Origin of the sequence: Glaciimonas immobilis (assembly GCF_011947285.1) — a bacterium.
Lineage (GTDB): Bacteria > Pseudomonadota > Gammaproteobacteria > Burkholderiales > Burkholderiaceae_D > Glaciimonas > Glaciimonas immobilis.
The window spans coordinates 398477-415901 of record NZ_JAAOZT010000006.1 but is presented as its reverse complement, the minus strand read 5'-3'; the positions used below and the strand labels follow the sequence as shown (position 1 = coordinate 415901).

The following is a 17425-nucleotide window of genomic DNA, read 5'->3' as shown; positions in this document are numbered from 1 at the left end:
ATGCGCTCTAAAAATAAAATCGCCCCATTCCACTATTGCGCACTCATCGAACCGGTCTGCGCTAATATGCCCTGCGGCCCGAATCTGGAATACGATCCTGCCTTTTTGTTATTACAATCGATAACGGCCACAAGGCCAGATATACAATTTGGCGATTTCGTAGGTACGCCCGCTCCAATTAATTGGGGCGAAGTAGAGCGTAATTCCCTCGCCCTTCTCCAGCGAACAAAAGATGTTCGCTTGATCATTTTGCTAATACGTAGCGGTATTAGGCTAAGAGGCGCGGCTGGATTACACGATGGCCTGATGCTACTCGATTCGATGCTGGAACAATATCCTGAAGACTTGCATCCTACGCTGGTTTTTGAAGGCCAACGGGATCCTTTAATGCGCGCCAACGCTTTAGCCGGGCTAGCCGATCATAGCGGGGTACTCACTGACATGCGCAATATATCGCTACCGAAAGCGGCAGGCCTGAAGCTTCAGCTTCGCGACATAGAAAGCGCGTTGTCGTTGCCTCGGACTAAGGGCGCGTTGCCAGCAGAAGGGATTAATCGTTCACTCAAAGAACTCGCTTTTAAGCGCGATCACCATTTTCTTGCACTTGTCGAGGCAGCACAAATTACCGACAATATCATATGTTCTGTTAACGTCACGTTAGACGATTGCGCGCCAGATCTATGCGCGCTATACGGTTTGTTAAGGCCATTTTTTCGAGCAAATAATCGAGTCGACGAGAGTGCACATGCAACAATGCAGGCCGAGGCTGTAGCACCAATATCACCATCGGCAAGCGTCGCTGAAAATAACGATACTGGTGTGGATATCGCTGGGCAGTCCCAGGCTAGTCAAGCGCCAATGAGGGGAAGCGACATACCGTTAAATATTTCAAATATTTTTGACACCCCACAAATAGAACATGAACGCACCAATATTGGACAACAGCAAATCACTGATCGCTGGTCGGCGCTCGTAGCGCTGCAAGGGGTACGCGACTGGTTTGAGCGAAATGAGCCGAGTAGCCCAGTGATTGTTTTGTTGCGACAAGGCGAGCGGATGGTGGGAAAAAGGTTTTCCGAGTTAGCGCACATCATTCCTTCCGATTTGCTGGCCAAATGGGACGCACCCGATAACTAGTGCCGACACAACAATTGAAGAAGACCACGGTCATTCGCTTACTGAAACAATATGGATCGGCGTACACAAGTCGCGTTCACATCCGGCACATCCGACGTTTACATTAGCACTACGAACGACGAGCGCAGCAGTATTTCGATTGAGAGATTTAAGAACCTTGTCACGATCTTACTACGAGAACGAGAACAAGAATAAACGCGTGTAGCGTTTACAATCCTCATGGTAGCAAGACCGCGCCGGTTTCACCATCCCTCCCATGCGACGGCCGGTTGCGGAGAGGGCGACGACATGTGCATTATTAATTACCGGTTCCACTAGCGGTATGAGAGCCCGAGAGACCGGAGCATCTTTACCCCCGCTAAATATCGCTATATAAATTTATGATTTCTTCACATTCACGCCAGTCTTTACGCACCATGCTGCTTGACACCGGTCTGCTGCTCGCACTGCTGTCGCAACAGGCCGAAATTCTCTCGATAGAGATGTGGCGCTTGCGCTTATTCGGCATGGTCGAACAACTCCGTACTAGGATGCGAGAAGCGGGCTACGATCAGGTATCTATTGATGAAGCCAGTTATGCGCAATGTGCACTTTTGGATGAAATTGCGCTCCGCTACTTACCTGATCGTGAGCGCTGCGAATGGCAAAGTGAGTCGTTGGAAATGCATTTTTTTGGCACTTCAGAAGCTGGCACACTTATCTTTGACCGCATTAACGCTCTATTGTTAATGGACACGCCGCAGTTGGGACGCATTGCGCTTTACGATTATGTCCTGGGACTGGGATACGGTGGACGTTATCCTGATCGCGCCGACCCGGAGCGCCAGCGTTTAGTCGCAGGGCTGATCCGATCCACTGAAACAATAGTGTCCCCGGAGCTTGCCCAGTCGTGTGTGCACCGACCTTCGCTATCCGCCAAGACTATTTCACTGCTCCGCTGGACCGCGGTTGGCGCTACTTTAAGCGTATCTTTTTGGTGCCTACTTGCCTGTCAAGCAAACTTCACCATTGATAAATTGTCGAATTTCCCAACTGAGCTGTCGTCTATATCGAAGGAAGGATAGGGCATGCGTCATATGTCGCTCCGCTTAGCGTTACTGAGCTGGTCCGTGGTCTTACTGGTCAATCTGATGGTAATTTGTCTCGCGCTTTCTTCTGAGGTAAAGTGGCTGATTGCTATAGCTTTCGGTATTAGTATCTTGACGGTAGCTACCTCGCGTGCTTTTGCAAAAATAAATCCTGCTCCAACAGGGTCCGATGGCAAAGGCAATTTATCTTCAGCCTCCACGTTGCTGTTAATCGTTGTGACAGGTCCTCATGCAAGGGCTTTATTTTCTGATAGCGGAACTTCGGAAATGATCCGACAGAGCGTGAGCGCGGTCTGGTTATATGCAGAAACGCCAACCCAACTCCAGACGGCAGTCACATCTGCGTTGGTCCGCCATGGCCGCCTGCCCGATGCTGTGTTATTACCTGTGCTATCCGACTACCACCCCGACGACGGTACGCTGCGTGGCGAATTTGCAGAATGGCAGCGAGCCTTAAGCGCAATTGCAAGCGATTTCTGTATTGAATTAACTGACGCGCACGACAGTGAATCATTCGTGCCACGCAGCGCTTCCAATGGTGTATCAGGGCAGTCTGTAAGCGCACTGCCTTGTTATGTGGCGATCTACGCAAAACTGGCCGGGCAACGCGGGTTATATGCTTCCCATAGCGCGACATGGATAGGACAAAACTGCGATACTGGAACAACACCCACTGATAGACACGATTTCCGCCAAAGCGTGCAACAGATCAAGCGCTTGCTTGTGCACCGTGACTTATCGTCCATTGCTGCGGTAGATGCCAGAAGAAATACGCTGGCGCAAGCACTCCTGGAATGGTTAAACGAGACCGCAATAACGACGACACTAACTAAGTTGACATGCACGGCTCCTCTGTTCCCAGCGGGCGTATGGCTCGCCGACGTGGAGCGAACACCCGCTCGCTCTGGAGCATGGTCTCGCTGGTTGACGAAAAAGACGGGCTTACAACCTGTGCTGGCGAAGTCATTTGTCGAACCGTTTCCTTTACCCGATTTTTTACCACTTGCAAGTACGCTTGAAAAGCGCAGATATCCCGAAAATGTGATGCCAGTCTGGCAGGGCCTTTTTTATGCGGCGTGGTTAGGAATGTTGGCACTATGCGTCGCATTTGCTCTGTCCGCGTGGAATAACTACCAATTCGCCAGGGACCTGACCAATAAGCTCAATGTGTATTGGAATACACCTGCTGGCCTCCCCGATGCAAGACATAACGCAATACAAGTTCTGATACAGAAGCAAGAGAAATTACATTTGCTTTTGCAAAATGGCGTGCCATACAAGATGAGATGGGGCTTCTTTCAAGGCGCCCATTTTGTGTCGTTGATTGACACTGCAATAGCAAATTATAAAAATACAGAACCGATAATTCTGACTTTTAACTCAGTGCTACTTTTCGATACAGGTAATGCAGTTTTAAAGGAGGGCGCAGCGCCGTTATTGCATCAGGCGCTAGCGTGGCTTGCGAAAAATCCCAAAAAAAATGTGCTGATTTCAGGCCACACAGATAATATCGGTAACCCGGAAAGCAACGTCCGTTTATCCGAGGCGCGGGCTCGTGCAGTACGCCTTTGGCTCGTGAAAACATCGGCGTTTCCGATTACGCATTTTGCCATTCAAGGCTTTGGAGATACCCGCCCCCTCACTGGCAATACTTCCGACGCCGAGCGTGCAAGTAATCGCCGTGTGGATATTACGTTGGTACCAGATTACGTTGGTGCCAGGGCGTCATAAAAGCGTAATTTACCAGAAAAATAATGTTTAATATGTGCTTTTGTGCGGGCAGTTCGTCCTGTCCGGAAAATGACGGCTTTGACGCACAAAACAGGTTTATCGGTATCGACAAATCCTGCATTTTGGCAAAATATGACTAATTAAGTAAATACTTATGCCATCCCAGTTTATTCTCGAAAAATATAGATAATTCTGTGTCGTTTCAAGAAAATTCTCGTATTCGCGAAATGAAACGAAAGATAGAGTGCTACCCAGAGATAATTATTAACAAATGGGGGGGGAAATGCAACAAGCGAACTTTTCATCAGGGCCCACAATCCGCGTGGTCATTGCCGACGATCATCCTGTTACGCTTTCCGGCCTGTATATGCTGGCGCAGCAATGTGACAATATGGTCGTCACCGGACTTGCCAGCAGCCCAGGAGCTATTTTTGAATTACTGGTGAAATGGGACTGCGACGTATTGGTCACCGATCTTTCGATGCCGGTTAACAACGAGATTGATGGGATGGAAATGATACGTCAGATACGGACGCAGTTTCCCATGGTAGCGGTGGTCGTATTGACGGCAATGAAGAAAGCGTCGCTTTATCATGCGTTACTGACAATCGGGGCGCGGGCAATTGTTCACAAAGGAGGCGAAAATTCAGAAATCGTAGAGGCAATCAATCAAGCCTGCCGAGGGCAGACATTTTTGGGAAAAAGTTGCGCTGAACTATTAAAAATGCGTCAGTTGGTGACAGTCGTTGCAAATGACCATCAACAAAACCTGACACCCCGGGAAGTAGAAGTATTACGGTATTTTTCAAGAGGAGCCTCGGCGCGTACCATATCCAAACGAATGGGCCGCAGCATTAAGACTATCAGTCATCACAAGCGCGCAGCGATGGAAAAGTTGCGATTAGACAATGATCTCCAACTGATGCGTTTTCTTTCCGATAACGGGTTCGAAGATGTTAAAAACTAGCTCGGCCTACGATATGCGCCGTTTCCCTGAGGCTACCGAACGCCGCTCACCGAGCTGATTGCGCGGACGTGGTTTGATGTGAGTGGCGGGCGAGGCCGTCATGTTCTTAGACCACTCCGGTTTCTCCGCGCCATTATCGCCGACTTGGGTCCTCCTGCTGCAGATCGTGATCGTGATCGTGAGCGGGCGCTTATAAAGTATGCTGTAAGAACATCGCTTTGCCCATTTCCGGGTTCAAATCATACCCGACAAACCCGCAAGATCGGTAAAGCCCGGAGGCGCGCGTGTTCCCCTCCAGTACCTCCAGCGTCACTTTGCAGCATCCGAGATGATTTGCTAAGCTGATGACCTTTTCGATTATTTGGCGGCCTATGCCCTCCCCACGAAACGCTGGAGCCACGACGAGATCGTGAATATTTAACAGTGGCTTGCATGAAAATGTCGAAAAACCTTCCAAACAAATCGCCAGTCCCGCCGGCACGCCATCAACAAAAGCGATCATTGTGCGGATGGCTCGCCTTTGTTTGAGCGCCGCGATCAGATTTTCTTTCGTAAAAACAGTGAGCGCTTGATTGCCTCCCATTGGGTCTAATGCAAAAGCCTCCAGCAGCGCAATAATTGCTTGCGCGTGGAAAGGATCGTTTAAATCGGCAATAATAATGTTGGTTTTCATGTTTCGTACTTGTGGTGTTCCGTCAGATTACTGGCGCGAAAATTTTCCGTCGGCGGTAAATAAAATTTTTCACTATAAATCATGACCGCACTCCGATTCTGTAGAATCCTTTTATATCCGACACTTACGTCCGAACACTTATACCTCATCCTTGTTATCCTAATGTATGAAAATGTAGAGAACCTATGACTATTGCCAGCATCATTCCGACCCTCGCTCCCGACCTTCAGTCATTCATTGAAGGTTTGCCAAAAGCAGAGCTGCATTTACACATAGAGGGAACGCTAGAACCCGAGTTGCTGTTCGCGTTAGCGCAACGAAACCAAGTCAAGTTGGCGTACGCGACCATAGAGGAGCTGCGCGCCGCATACGATTTTAGTGATTTGCAATCGTTTCTGGACTTGTATTACGCGGGTGCGGCGGTGCTGCAAACCGAGCAAGATTTTTACGAGATGACCGCCGCCTATATCTTCCACTGTCAGTCAGATAATGTGCGCCATGCTGAAATTTTCTTCGACCCGCAAACCCATACTGAACGCGGTATTGGCATTGATGTCGTGTTTGCCGGTATTGCGCGCGCGTTGCGTGAGGCCCGGGATACGCAGGGGTTTAGTAGTGCAATGATTATGTCTTTTCTCCGCCATCTATCCGAAGAAGAGGCGTTCGCGACGCTCGAAGCTGCGTTGCCGTTACGCGAGCAATATCAGGATTTGTGGATCGGTATTGGTCTTGATTCTGCCGAGCGCGGCAATCCGCCGGAAAAGTTTGCCAAAGTATTTGATCGCTGTCGTCAACTTGGCTTCCGACTGGTGGCCCATGCTGGCGAAGAAGGTCCTCCTGCGTATGTCCGCGACGCGCTGGATGTGCTTCACGTCGAGCGCATTGATCATGGCGTTCGCAGCGAGGAGGACCCTGCATTGATGGCGAGGCTAGCGAAACAACGCACACCTTTGACCGTGTGCCCGTTATCTAATTTAAAGCTATGTGTTGTGAACAATATGGCGGACCATAATCTGGCGCGCTTGCTTCACGCTGGTTTAACCGTGACGATCAACTCCGATGACCCCGCTTATTTTGGCGGCTACATGAACGCTAATTATTTGGCGGTGGCGACGGCGCTTCGGCTTAGTCGTGTGGACATCATCGCGTTGACTCGTAATAGTTTTGAAGCGAGCTTTTTACCTGAAGCAGATAAACAGCGATTTCTCGGCGAATTGGACGCTTATTGCATGGCGCAATAGAAACCTCCTCCTGTAAAATCCTCGTTGCAGGCTGAGATGATTAATTATTTATAATTTATCCTCCTACAGAACCGTATGTTCTCATTCCGTGGATCGCGTAAATAGCCCCGGCGAAAAGTGGGCGATCCTGCCTGAAGTATGGGCTTACCCTTAAAAGCTGCTGAAAGTATCCGCCTCAACCTTATCAGGTCCGTCTTCTTTCCGAGCTAAGTAGTCAAGCGGGGCGGCGCGAATAAGGTGACTGGGCTTGTTAAGTGCAATAGGCAGTTACTTGCAAGGGTCAACCGTCAAAAAAAAGCCCGCATGACCTTTCGGTTGCGGGCTAAATCCAAACCTTAGGAGGTGTTGGAGGAGACAGGTATAACTATATCGATTCTAACGATTTATGTATGCTTCATTATTCGAATATCTGATATTAAAAAAATGTATAACTAAAAGGTCTTTGAAATTTTCTCCTCTTATTTTTTCGCGAAACGAGAGAAACGTTGCGTCCGCAGAACGGTCATAGTTACACGAACTTATTCATATATTGCCTGGCATTTTAAGGAGTATCGTATGAACGACAAGGAAAAACGCGACGCCTATGCAGACGAATTAAGACGCCGCTATATCGAGTACACAGACTGGGCGCTGCAGCATTGGCCTGTCGAATCTTTTCCGTTGATGGAATCCGATTTCTCGGCGTCGGGGAGAGAGTTGAGTGAAATTCTTGGCGCGAAACTCGCAAAAGGTGAGCATGAGGGCGGTAACGATGACTCCCCTGCCGAGCATGAGCCGCAATATATCAATGTCACACCCATGCCCTGGCCTTGAATTTCTTGCATGCATTATATTGCGATAAAGGCACTAGTGTTGTCGGAACTTGCTACATGCGGAAAGTTGAGATAAGTTCCGCTTATTTTGATATGACTTCTTGCTAGCAAGCCGTTTTTCGCGCAAGATAAAAAAAGGGTCAAAGCGTGCCTTGCACAACCCGCAACCATCAGTACAAACGATAACGTAGCTGGTCGCATTGGCATTTCGAAATCGCAATGGGGAGATTACGATGGACAACGTAGTAGCTGCTCCGCGCCTGACGCGCGCTGGAATTCTTTTTTCGGTCACGGTCGATTATCGCCAATACCTATGTCTGGTACCCGCAGCAACCCTCGCCATACTATCTCATTCTAAAGATCCCAAGCTTGACCTCTTGATTACATACTGCGCCTTTCGGACAAAGATAGAAGGTGTTGCGCGGCGTGTTATTAACGCTGGGGTGGCAGGGGTTCCAGTTGTTGTGAGTAGTATCTACTTTCATTGATCTGGCGGTGCGTGAGCCACTCTTCGAACCACTTTTTTCAGTCGATCACCAGGGTCGATCCAGCTGACGGCTTACACGGTGCCCGGGCTCTGCTTATGCAATACGGATAACATGCGAGTTGCTTACTCGCACGATCTGCCAGGCGTCTGTATCAATATTTATATTGACCTTGGCGAAACGCAATCAGCTTAGTTGGCGATCAGTGCGTTTTATTAAAGCGCATGGTACGCCGCTATTGCTGAAGTCACGGAAACGGAAGATACCACCCCGACTTTCGGAATGACCGGCACCCGCGGGGTGAGTGTGGGCGGAGCAGATTGAGCCGGTCTGATCACGCTAGGTGACGGTGCACTAACCGTCTTTGGCAATGGCGCTTGTTTTTCCTGACAACCGGTCAGCAACCCGACTATTCCCCCAATCAAATACATAACTGCCCCCGTCCGATGCACTGTCATATTAATTTCTCCGTAAAACGAAAACCATTATTCCGACCATTGTTATCATTGGACCGCCATCTCAGCAATGGTTCCAGAAAAAAATTGCAATGATGGCGGTTCTGTGATCCATGATAACGCCACGAGAAGTACTCCCCTGCCTCACCCTCGCTGGAAGCAATGCGAAAAAATTACAAAAAAATAGTCTGTCAGAACAAGGCTCTATCGGTTCCTTTTAAATACGCGCTGTGGAATTACGTATGTTTACCACCAGAGAGTTTTTAATTAAACTATGTAGACCAAATAAAAAAGGACATTTATGCGGAACACAGACGACCTTGGTAAATTTATTCTACGCGCGACCCTAGCGATATTGATTCTTTTCCATGGCATTTCAAAGATTTTTAGCGGCCCCGGCTATGTTGCTGGTTTAGTAAGTAGCGCGGGCTTGCCACCAGCAGTCGCCTATTTGGTGTACGTCGGGGAAGTACTGGCTCCCCTAATGGTATTGCTTGGCATCTGGACACGGGTCGGCGCGTTGATCATCGTTGGGAATATGTTATTCGCATTTTCTTTGGTGCACAGTAAACAACTACTCACATTGTCCGAAACCGGCGGGTGGGCGCTAGAACTTCAAGGCTTTTACTTATTCACTGCACTTGCGGTTTTGTTACTCGGTGCCGGGCGCATGAGCGTGGGCGGGATCAGTGGCCGCTGGAATTAAATGGGTCAACGATCCGCAATCGATCTGCGACAGCGTAGCGGGTTACTAAGTTAGCCCGAGGAAAGAAAAAGGACAGCGCCTGCTGATCCACATTAGCGTTGGGACCTAACCTAAATTACCTTCGCTTTCTGAAACCCGCTTTATGGCGGGTTTTTCACATTCTTTTTATATTATTTTCGGTTTTCAAGTGCAGCGACAATTTATATCGTAATTTGATATAATTCCATTTTTCCGCCATTCAACACACTAAATGACAACCGATAAAGTTACCCCGCTCACGAAACAGGACTTCGAAGCTCTTTCGACCTTTCGCTATCAACTACGCAAATTTTTGCGCTTCAGCGAAGAGGCCGCTCAGAACAATGGTGTCACTCCCCAGCAATACCTTCTTTTGTTGCACGTCAAGGGTTCGCCCGGACGTGAATGGGCCACTATCGGCGAGCTAGCGGAACGTTTGCAATCACAGCACCACAGCGTGGTTGCGCTAGTGTCGCGCTGCGAAAAACTGTTGTTAGTAAAACGTCGCGCCAGCGAAATTGACCGGCGGCAGGTAAATGTCTATCTATTACCCGCTGGCGAACGTTGCCTGGCCACGCTCGCCGGGCTTCATCATAATGAGTTGAACACCTTGAGCGATACTTTTAGAATCCCGAATATTAATGCGAAGCAGTCCTGATGAAGACATCTAAATTTGCGCCCTCTCACTCCCCTCTCCATCACTTGAGACGCGATTTTTCCGCTGATCCACGTCTGCTAAAAATCTCGTTGATCGCAGTCCTCATCGGTGGTTGTGGCACGTTGTCAGCATTCGTCTTGCTCGCCTTAATCCATCTGTTCACGAATTTATTTTTCTTTCAAACCTGGTCGTTTGCTGCGCGTTCTCCGGCAGAACATCATTTGGGTGCATGGGTAATCTTGCTGCCGATTATCGGCGGGCTGATCGTGGGCTTGATTGCGCGTTTTGGCAGCGAGAAAATTCGCGGTCACGGCATTCCGGAAGCGATTGAAGCCATCCTGTTTGGCAAAAGTAAAATGTCTGCCAAGGTCGCGATTCTGAAACCTTTATCGTCCGGCATAGTGATCGGAAGTGGCGGACCGTTCGGCGCGGAAGGACCGATCATCATGACCGGCGGTGCCATCGGATCGTTGATCGCGCAGCATTTCCACGTCACCTCCGCCGAACGGAAAACTTTATTGGTCGCTGGCGCTACCGCGGGCATGACAGCTATTTTTGGCACGCCAGTTGCGGCCGTGTTACTGGCAGTCGAGTTATTACTGTTTGAATTGCGACCGCGCAGTTTATTGCCGGTGCTGGTTGCCTGTACCGTGGCCGGCTTTACCCGACCATTACTATTGGAAGCAGGCCCGCTGTTCCCGCTTCAAACCGGTGCTGTCGGCATCGCCACCATGTTCTCCTGTGTCATTGCAGGAATTTGCGGTGGGGCGCTCTCAGCCTTCATGTCAACGGCCTTGTACAAGATTGAAGACCTGTTCGGCAAGCTACCAATTCACTGGATGTGGTGGCCTGCAATCGGCGGGCTGGCCGTGGGTATCGGCGGCTATTTCGAACCGCGCGCTTTGGGTGTCGGCTATGACGTCATCGGCGATTTGCTCAATAACCATTTGGCATTGCAAGTCGCCATGAGCCTGTTACTGGTTAAGGCAATCATCTGGATGCTGGCGCTTGGCTCGGGCACTTCTGGTGGCGTGCTCGCACCGTTGTTAATTATTGGAGCGGGACTAGGGACGCTGCTCGCACCTTTACTACCCGGTGGCGATGTCCATTTATGGCCGCTGGTGTGCATGGCAGCGGTGCTGGCGGGTGTACTGGGTGCGCCACTGACTGCTGCCGTATTTGCGTTCGGGTTGACGCATGATACTAACGCACTGTTACCGTTATTATTAACCTCAGGGGTCGCTTATGGATTTACGGTGTTAACCATGCGTCGCTCTATCATGACGGAAAAAATCGCCCGCCGCGGTTTTCACATCTATCGTGAATATGGGGTTGATCCTCTGGAAAGGCAACACGTGGAGGAGCTACAGAGCAGTGTCGTATCCTCGATACCGTCACACCTCAGCATTGGCGAGACTTTGGTACTGCATTTTGGCTCTGATCAAAAATTTCGCTCTTATCCCGTTGTCGATGCAGAACATCAGTTCCTCGGCATGATAGATCGGGCCAGCATCAGTCCATTGGCCGATCCTACCCAGTCTATTGCGACGATGTTACCCCGACCGGACCAACAGCATCCGCTGATCGTGGCGCTGCCAGGTGAAACCTGTCGTATCGTCGCTGCGCGCATGGCGACCCATCATCTGGAAAGACTGGCGGTGGTGGCGGATAGCGATACAAAGCGCCTGATTGGGATTATTAGCCGCAGTGATCTGATTAAAACTTACCAATCTTATTTCGATGATGAGCAAAAGCGTGAGCGACTGTTTAGTGCCGCGCCCGGGGTTGAGCCAGTTTCAAAAAACATAACTTTATAGCCGTGATGATCCAATCAGCGCCATCGCTACCGCCAAAAAAACTATTTAAACGCTTGCATTCAAACCCGCCAAGGACAATAATATAAATGAGAATCATTACTATTTAAATCGGTAACCTGTAATTTGATAAGGAAGCTAACTTGACCAATCCAGCGACATCCGCAAGCCAAGTGGGAGAGCCGAACACCCTATTAATCGACATCAACGCCAATGATATTGCGCCCGAATTGTTAGTCTCTGCCGTATTGCAGCGCATATCGCAATACAACACGCGCAGTGGTGATCCCGCTCACTGCGCGCAATCCGCGGCGACGATTGAATATCATCTTCACACACTTTCGGAACTACCGACGCTGGCACCGGTACTGCGCGCAACCTGTCAGCAGTTATCGGAACAATGGGCACTAGTTGCGGAACGGGCCGCACCGAGCCAACCTCGCTCCGCTTCAACATTTATAGCGCGCCTGATTTCGGGTTCACGTCCGGATTGAAAGACCTTGTCTATGCTTCTAAGTGTCTTTGAATTTTAGCAGTTGAGCAACTCAGCAATTGGGCAACTGCGGCAACCCAATTCCCCGGGAAGGGAGTAATGCCGCCTTATCTTTTTTTAACAATGTGCCCTTGGTTAGTTCGGCCATAGGTAACGCTATGGGTGACGTCGCCTATGCGGGGACCTGTAAAAAAGTGTAGGTGGTTGTGTCCTTTATCGGCAGTAGCCATACCGTTAATTTGCATAGGAATACTGTCTATACTGATTAATGTAGTAGCCAAGCCGATTTTTTATCATGTTATCTCCGCTTTTGGCCTTCAGGCCCCTTCACTTATGCGGAGTTGCTACAGCTAATCTGCTAAAACAAGGCTCCTTTAGCAATTAATTAACTCTCAAGACTAAATCTTACAGTCATATGGCAACTTGTCCTACATTCAATCCTATGTGAAAACCGTATATTCTTTCTCATGACATTGCAGTTTGGCAAATGTCATAGTTCTCCTTCTCTGTGAGGGTATTCGCGGTCCGCCCGAGGGCATCTTTGAAAGAACAAAGCATGAATATCGGTCTCCACCTGACTCCCATAGTGTCGCTGATTGCTGGCGTTTTAATTCTCGCTATCCCCCGGCTCCTCAACTACATCATCGCATTATATTTGATCGTGATCGGACTAATAGGATTATTTGGCAAGTAAATCCCGCCGTTTGAAACCTGCCGCACGTGCCTTTACGGGCGCCGGAAAAGTGCTGCCATTTAGCGCGACGATGCCTGCACATATAGGCGGGACTTTCCACAAGTTATCTCACAGCCAATATCCCAAGCTCTGCAGTGCAGCTCCGATCTAAATAGATTGGCATAAACGCTTGACATACCTGTTGTCTATCCCCTACATTAAGGCATGTCTTACGCAAAACACTCCTCCCGCTCTCTGTCGCGCACAACTGGCTATCTGCCAGGACTGCTGCTGCTACTGCCGCTACTAGCGCTATCGCTACTACGCGCAATTTGATCTCGACCAAGTTTTAACGAGATTGCTCTGGCTAAATGTTAGAAAAATAATTACCTTAAGCCAGCAGCAAAAATTACACCAAATATAGTAAGCAGAGATTCTGGAAACAGATCTCGGATCTGAAAAGCAAACAAAATGTCTACCAAGCCCAACTCGTTCAACGTTGTTTTCCTCGTTACCCTTATCTTCAACGTTCTCTGCAGCGCCAATTTCATTAGCGGCGCATTAATCGCCGGATTAATCGCCGCATTAATGGCCGCATTAATCGCCGCATTCGTCGGCTCGCTAAATACGCCGCTTGCGCGCGTTCGCCACTTCCGACTGCTAAAGCTACCGATCGGTTGCCTGGCCTCGCGTTAATTAGCAAGTGGCCCGTCAGACAGCCTTTTTGCCACACCAGTATTTTCGAGATATCACCGAACTATTACAGTTTCAATAGAGGCCCAACATGATGTTGCAAAACCCAGCTACTAAATACCGCCCATTTCCGCCGATCCCATTGCGGGATCGCACGTGGCCTGATCAAGTCATCAGCGTACCGCCAATCTGGATGAGTACCGATTTACGTGACGGTAATCAGGCACTGATTGAGCCGATGGACGCGGAGCGCAAAATGCGCTTCTTTGAGTTGCTGATCAAGGTAGGCCTGAAAGAAATTGAAGTAGGATTTCCTTCGGCGTCGCAAACCGACTTCGATTTTGTCCGCAAATTGATCGAAGAAAACCGTATCCCCGACGATGTGACCATCATCGTATTGACGCAATCCCGGGACGAGTTGATCCGCAGGACGGTTGACTCACTCAAAGGCGCAAAGCGGGCGATGGTGCATCTCTATAATTCGGTCGCGCCAGCCTTTCGTAAAATTGTCTTTAAGATGTCACGCGATGAAATCAAGGATATCGCCATCGCCGGAACAAAATTGGTCAAAGAGTTGACCGATGCCATGCCAGAAACGCAATGGCGATTTGAATATTCGCCCGAGTCATTCAGTATGACCGAACTGGATTTTTCCAAGGATATTTGCGACGCTGTCTCTGCGACCTGGGAGGCCACCCCATCGCGTAAAATCGTATTCAACCTGCCAGCCACGGTTGAATGCAGCACACCCAACGTCTACGCAGATCAAATTGAATGGATGCACCGCAACCTGAGTCGCCGCGACGCCGTCATTATCAGCGTGCATCCGCACAATGATCGTGGCACCGGCGTTGCCGCTGCAGAGTTGGCCGTGATGGCAGGCGCTGATCGCGTGGAAGGCTGTTTGTTCGGCAACGGTGAGCGCACCGGCAACGTCGATCTGGTCACGTTGGCATTAAACTTATACACGCAGGGCGTCAATCCTGGACTGGATTTTTCGGACATCGACAGCGTGCGTCAATGCGTTGAGGATTGCAACCAGCTTCCCGTCCATCCGCGCCATCCGTATGTCGGCGATCTGGTCTTCACCGCATTTTCCGGCTCGCATCAGGACGCTATCAAAAAAGGTTTCGCGGTCCAGCAGGCCGACGCCATGTGGGAAGTCCCCTACTTGCCGATTGACCCGATTGATCTCGGACGCAGCTACGATGCCGTGATTCGCGTCAACAGTCAGTCCGGCAAAGGCGGTATGGCTTATTTGCTGGAGCAGGAATATGGCCTCGTTATGCCACGTCGCTTGCAAATCGAATTCAGCCGTGCTGTCCAAAAGGCGGCGGACTCGAGCGGCAAAGAGATTGCATCCAGCGACATCTATCGTATTTTCAAGGAAGAATATCTCGACAAACAAAGCCCTTACGTCTATCGCGCGCATCGTATGACTGAGGACTCAAGCAAGGCCGAACCAATTCAGATCGAAGTTGATATCATGCGCGACGGTCAGCCGCACACCATGCACGGCACCGGAAACGGTCCGATTGATGCGTTTGTTGATGCTTTGGGACTGGACGTTAAGGTCATGGATTTCCATGAACATGCCATCAGCGCTGGCGCGGACGCAAATGCTGCCAGCTATATTGAACTGCGACTCAACGATGCACCGACTGCCTTTGGTGTAGGTATTGATGCCAACATCGTTACAGCATCATTCAAGGCCGTGCTGAGTGCAATCAACCGTCAGATTGACATTGCCAGCGACGCCGCCAATCAAGCGATCGAACAGCGCTCAGAAGCCGCGGCATAATTAGTTAATTAGTTTAGTAATGACGAAGGCTGGCTCGGCGATCCCGGGACAGCCTGAACCTGAATCCTGCAGTATCACCCTACTCGAGATTAACAGGAATAACAGTGCAGAGGCGTTTTGCTATTACCCATAGCAAAACGCACACCCTCGTTGAAAGATGTGCGTTTGGGGCATTGATACCACCACCGCTTGTAGACTATTTACTTCAACGGCTGAACAACCGCAGACTTTACGCTACCGCAACAGCCGTTTTCAAAGCACTAATATTCACCCGTGCGGCAGCAAAACCGGCTTCTTTTGCCTCTGCGCCGTAATTCAGACCTTCTGCACGCACTACTTCGATATCTGTGATGCCAAGGAACCCGAAGACGACTTTCAGATAGTCTTCATGCGCGACACCGCTGGGCGCACCGACGTGTTTGCCACCGGACGTCAAAACGATGATGACGCGCTTACCTTTAGCCAAACCTTCAGGACCGGTCTCAGAATAACGGAACGTCACGCCTGCCACACAAATTTGATCAATCCATGCTTTCAGCTGGGTTGGCACGGTGAAGTTATACATAGGGGCACCTACTACAATCACATCCGCCGCCATGAATTCATTCAATATCGCTTCACCTAAAGCGATCTCTTGCGTCTGCGCAGCGCTACGTTGATCAGCCGCTGTGCCCTTGGCGACAAACGTGCTGCCAGACAAATGGGTAGTGACATCCAGGCTTAGGTCCCGATAGACCACTTCAACATTCGGCTCATCGGCCTTCAGATTGGCAACCACTTCACGGGTCAATGCACGGGAGGCTGACGCGTCGCCAAGAATACTCGAATCAATATGCAATAGTTTCATGATATTTCCGTTCAAAAGATTAAGACGCTACCCAAGACTGGTTACCTGCAGATGGCGACCGATAATTCGATTCGCACCAGAGCACGGCACAAAATAGTGAATAGATTTTGATAACGCCCATTGGCGCAAGGTTTGAAAGGATGGTACGCGCTTGCATATATTAGAACTAGCCAGCAATATTGAGATATATTGTTCTATATAAAGAACAATGAAAGCCTGTTGTGAACGACCTGAATGACTTATATTTTTTTGCAAACGTTGTCGAGGAAGGCGGATTTACTGCCGCCGGGCGGACGCTTGGGATTCCAAAATCCCGCTTGTCGCGCCGGATATCTGAACTTGAAGCGCGTCTCGGCGTGCGACTACTTCAACGCAATACGCGTGGGATTGCACTCACCGATATCGGCAATCGCTATTACAAGCAATGTCAAATCGTTCTGGCTGCGGCAGAAGCTGCGGAGAATGCGGTCACCAGTTCTTTAGCAGAACCGAGTGGTCACGTGCGGGTAAGTTGTCTGGTCCCGATTGCGCGGGAACAGTTGACATTTGCGCTGCCACTTTTTTTGGAGCGTTATCCACGCGTAAGCGTTGATCTTGTCATGACCAACCGGCGCGTTAACCTGTTGGAGGATGGAATTGATATCGCCATCCGGGTGCGCACGCCAGAGGAAGAAGACCCTAATCTGGCAACCCGGAGGTTGCGTCACACCGAAGCGTATCTGGTTGCGTCACCGGCCCTGATGAAAAAATTTGCCTCACCGGAGCATCCCAGGTCGTTAACGAAATTTCCTTTTCTGGGCGCGATCAGTCAGGATCGACGCGCGCATTTTTCCATGTTGGGTCCCAACCATGAACGCTATACTCTGGTCGTGGAACCACGTCTGGCGGTCGAAGATTTTATGATCCGCAAACAGGCTGCATTAAGCGGACTTGGTATCACGATGCTGCCTTTGGAAAACTGCGAGCAAGAAATTGCTTGTGGCGAACTGGTCCGCGTATTACCGCAGTGGGTCTTGCCGTCCGGTACGTTGCAACTGGTGTACCTGACACAGCGCGGTCTGCTGCCTGCTGTGCGTGTCTTCATCGACTTTTTAATCGCGCAATTGTCCGGGCAATCCAATACGGAAAGTTGA

At 49.8% G+C, this 17425-nt stretch carries 18 protein-coding genes; 15 read left to right on the top strand and 3 right to left on the bottom strand.

Features of this window, described 5'->3' with window-relative positions; genetic code table 11:
• From HAV38_RS10970 to HAV38_RS10955, 4 genes are all read left to right on the top strand, one after another.
• Positions 1-1137: a type VI secretion system protein TssA gene (locus HAV38_RS10970; RefSeq protein ID WP_168055281.1), complete on the top strand. Its 1137-nt coding sequence runs from the start codon at positions 1-3 to the stop codon at positions 1135-1137.
• Between the two features lie 380 nt (positions 1138-1517).
• The gene (locus HAV38_RS10965; protein ID WP_168055279.1) at positions 1518-2201 is read left to right on the top strand and encodes a DotU family type IV/VI secretion system protein; all 684 of its coding nucleotides are present in this window, start codon (positions 1518-1520) and stop codon (positions 2199-2201) included.
• A gap of 3 nt (positions 2202-2204) precedes the next feature.
• Positions 2205-3956, top strand: coding sequence for an OmpA family protein (locus HAV38_RS10960; RefSeq protein WP_168055277.1), 1752 nt, complete (start codon positions 2205-2207; stop codon positions 3954-3956).
• Positions 3957-4239: 283 nt separating this feature from the next.
• A complete protein-coding gene (locus HAV38_RS10955) occupies positions 4240-4923 on the top strand; it encodes a response regulator (protein WP_168055275.1) in 684 nt (227 codons plus the stop codon).
• A 190-nt stretch (positions 4924-5113) separates the two neighbouring features.
• Here HAV38_RS10955 and HAV38_RS10950 read toward each other — a convergent pair whose 3' ends face one another.
• Positions 5114-5596, bottom strand: coding sequence for a GNAT family N-acetyltransferase (locus tag HAV38_RS10950; RefSeq protein WP_168055273.1), 483 nt, complete (start codon positions 5594-5596; stop codon positions 5114-5116).
• A gap of 185 nt (positions 5597-5781) precedes the next feature.
• Between HAV38_RS10950 and HAV38_RS10945 the strand changes: the two genes are divergently transcribed.
• The 3 genes from HAV38_RS10945 (at position 5782) to HAV38_RS22275 (ending at position 8137) form a co-directional block, all read left to right on the top strand.
• Positions 5782-6837 (top strand): adenosine deaminase, encoded by a 1056-nt coding sequence (locus HAV38_RS10945; protein WP_168055271.1) that lies wholly within the window; start codon positions 5782-5784, stop codon positions 6835-6837.
• Between the two features lie 555 nt (positions 6838-7392).
• Positions 7393-7650 (top strand): hypothetical protein, encoded by a 258-nt coding sequence (locus HAV38_RS10940; RefSeq protein WP_168055269.1) that lies wholly within the window; start codon positions 7393-7395, stop codon positions 7648-7650.
• 232 nt (positions 7651-7882) lie between these two features.
• Positions 7883-8137, top strand: coding sequence for a DUF1488 family protein (locus HAV38_RS22275; RefSeq protein WP_168055267.1), 255 nt, complete (start codon positions 7883-7885; stop codon positions 8135-8137).
• A 212-nt stretch (positions 8138-8349) separates the two neighbouring features.
• Here HAV38_RS22275 and HAV38_RS10930 read toward each other — a convergent pair whose 3' ends face one another.
• Positions 8350-8592 carry a hypothetical protein gene (locus HAV38_RS10930; protein WP_168055265.1) on the bottom strand — a complete coding sequence of 81 codons (243 nt, stop codon included), beginning with the start codon at positions 8590-8592 and terminating at the stop codon, positions 8350-8352.
• Positions 8593-8890: 298 nt separating this feature from the next.
• Between HAV38_RS10930 and HAV38_RS10925 the strand changes: the two genes are divergently transcribed.
• The 7 genes from HAV38_RS10925 (at position 8891) to leuA (ending at position 15445) form a co-directional block, all read left to right on the top strand.
• Positions 8891-9295, top strand: a complete 405-nt coding sequence (locus HAV38_RS10925; protein ID WP_168055263.1) for a DoxX family protein — start codon at positions 8891-8893, stop codon at positions 9293-9295.
• Between the two features lie 250 nt (positions 9296-9545).
• Complete coding sequence (locus tag HAV38_RS10920; RefSeq protein ID WP_168055261.1) at positions 9546-9971, top strand: MarR family winged helix-turn-helix transcriptional regulator; 426 nt, start codon at positions 9546-9548, stop codon at positions 9969-9971.
• On the top strand, positions 9971-11788 hold the full coding sequence (locus HAV38_RS10915; protein WP_168055259.1) for a chloride channel protein: 1818 nt from the start codon (positions 9971-9973) through the stop codon (positions 11786-11788). The genes HAV38_RS10920 and HAV38_RS10915 overlap by 1 nt, the downstream gene beginning before the upstream one ends.
• Before the next feature lie 140 nt (positions 11789-11928).
• On the top strand, positions 11929-12279 hold the full coding sequence (locus HAV38_RS10910; RefSeq protein ID WP_260326375.1) for a hypothetical protein: 351 nt from the start codon (positions 11929-11931) through the stop codon (positions 12277-12279).
• A 555-nt stretch (positions 12280-12834) separates the two neighbouring features.
• A complete protein-coding gene (locus HAV38_RS10905; RefSeq protein ID WP_168055257.1) occupies positions 12835-12972 on the top strand; it encodes a DUF3096 domain-containing protein in 138 nt (45 codons plus the stop codon).
• Between the two features lie 450 nt (positions 12973-13422).
• Positions 13423-13647: a hypothetical protein gene (locus tag HAV38_RS10900; protein ID WP_168055255.1), complete on the top strand. Its 225-nt coding sequence runs from the start codon at positions 13423-13425 to the stop codon at positions 13645-13647.
• Positions 13648-13735: 88 nt separating this feature from the next.
• Positions 13736-15445 carry a 2-isopropylmalate synthase gene (gene leuA, locus HAV38_RS10895; protein WP_168055253.1) on the top strand — a complete coding sequence of 570 codons (1710 nt, stop codon included), beginning with the start codon at positions 13736-13738 and terminating at the stop codon, positions 15443-15445.
• A gap of 229 nt (positions 15446-15674) precedes the next feature.
• On the opposite strand, the gene HAV38_RS10890 is transcribed toward leuA, so the two are convergent.
• Positions 15675-16292, bottom strand: a complete 618-nt coding sequence (locus tag HAV38_RS10890; protein WP_168055251.1) for an FMN-dependent NADH-azoreductase — start codon at positions 16290-16292, stop codon at positions 15675-15677.
• A gap of 221 nt (positions 16293-16513) precedes the next feature.
• On the opposite strand from HAV38_RS10890, the gene HAV38_RS10885 reads away from it, so the two are divergent.
• The gene (locus tag HAV38_RS10885) at positions 16514-17425 is read left to right on the top strand and encodes a LysR substrate-binding domain-containing protein (RefSeq protein WP_168055249.1); all 912 of its coding nucleotides are present in this window, start codon (positions 16514-16516) and stop codon (positions 17423-17425) included.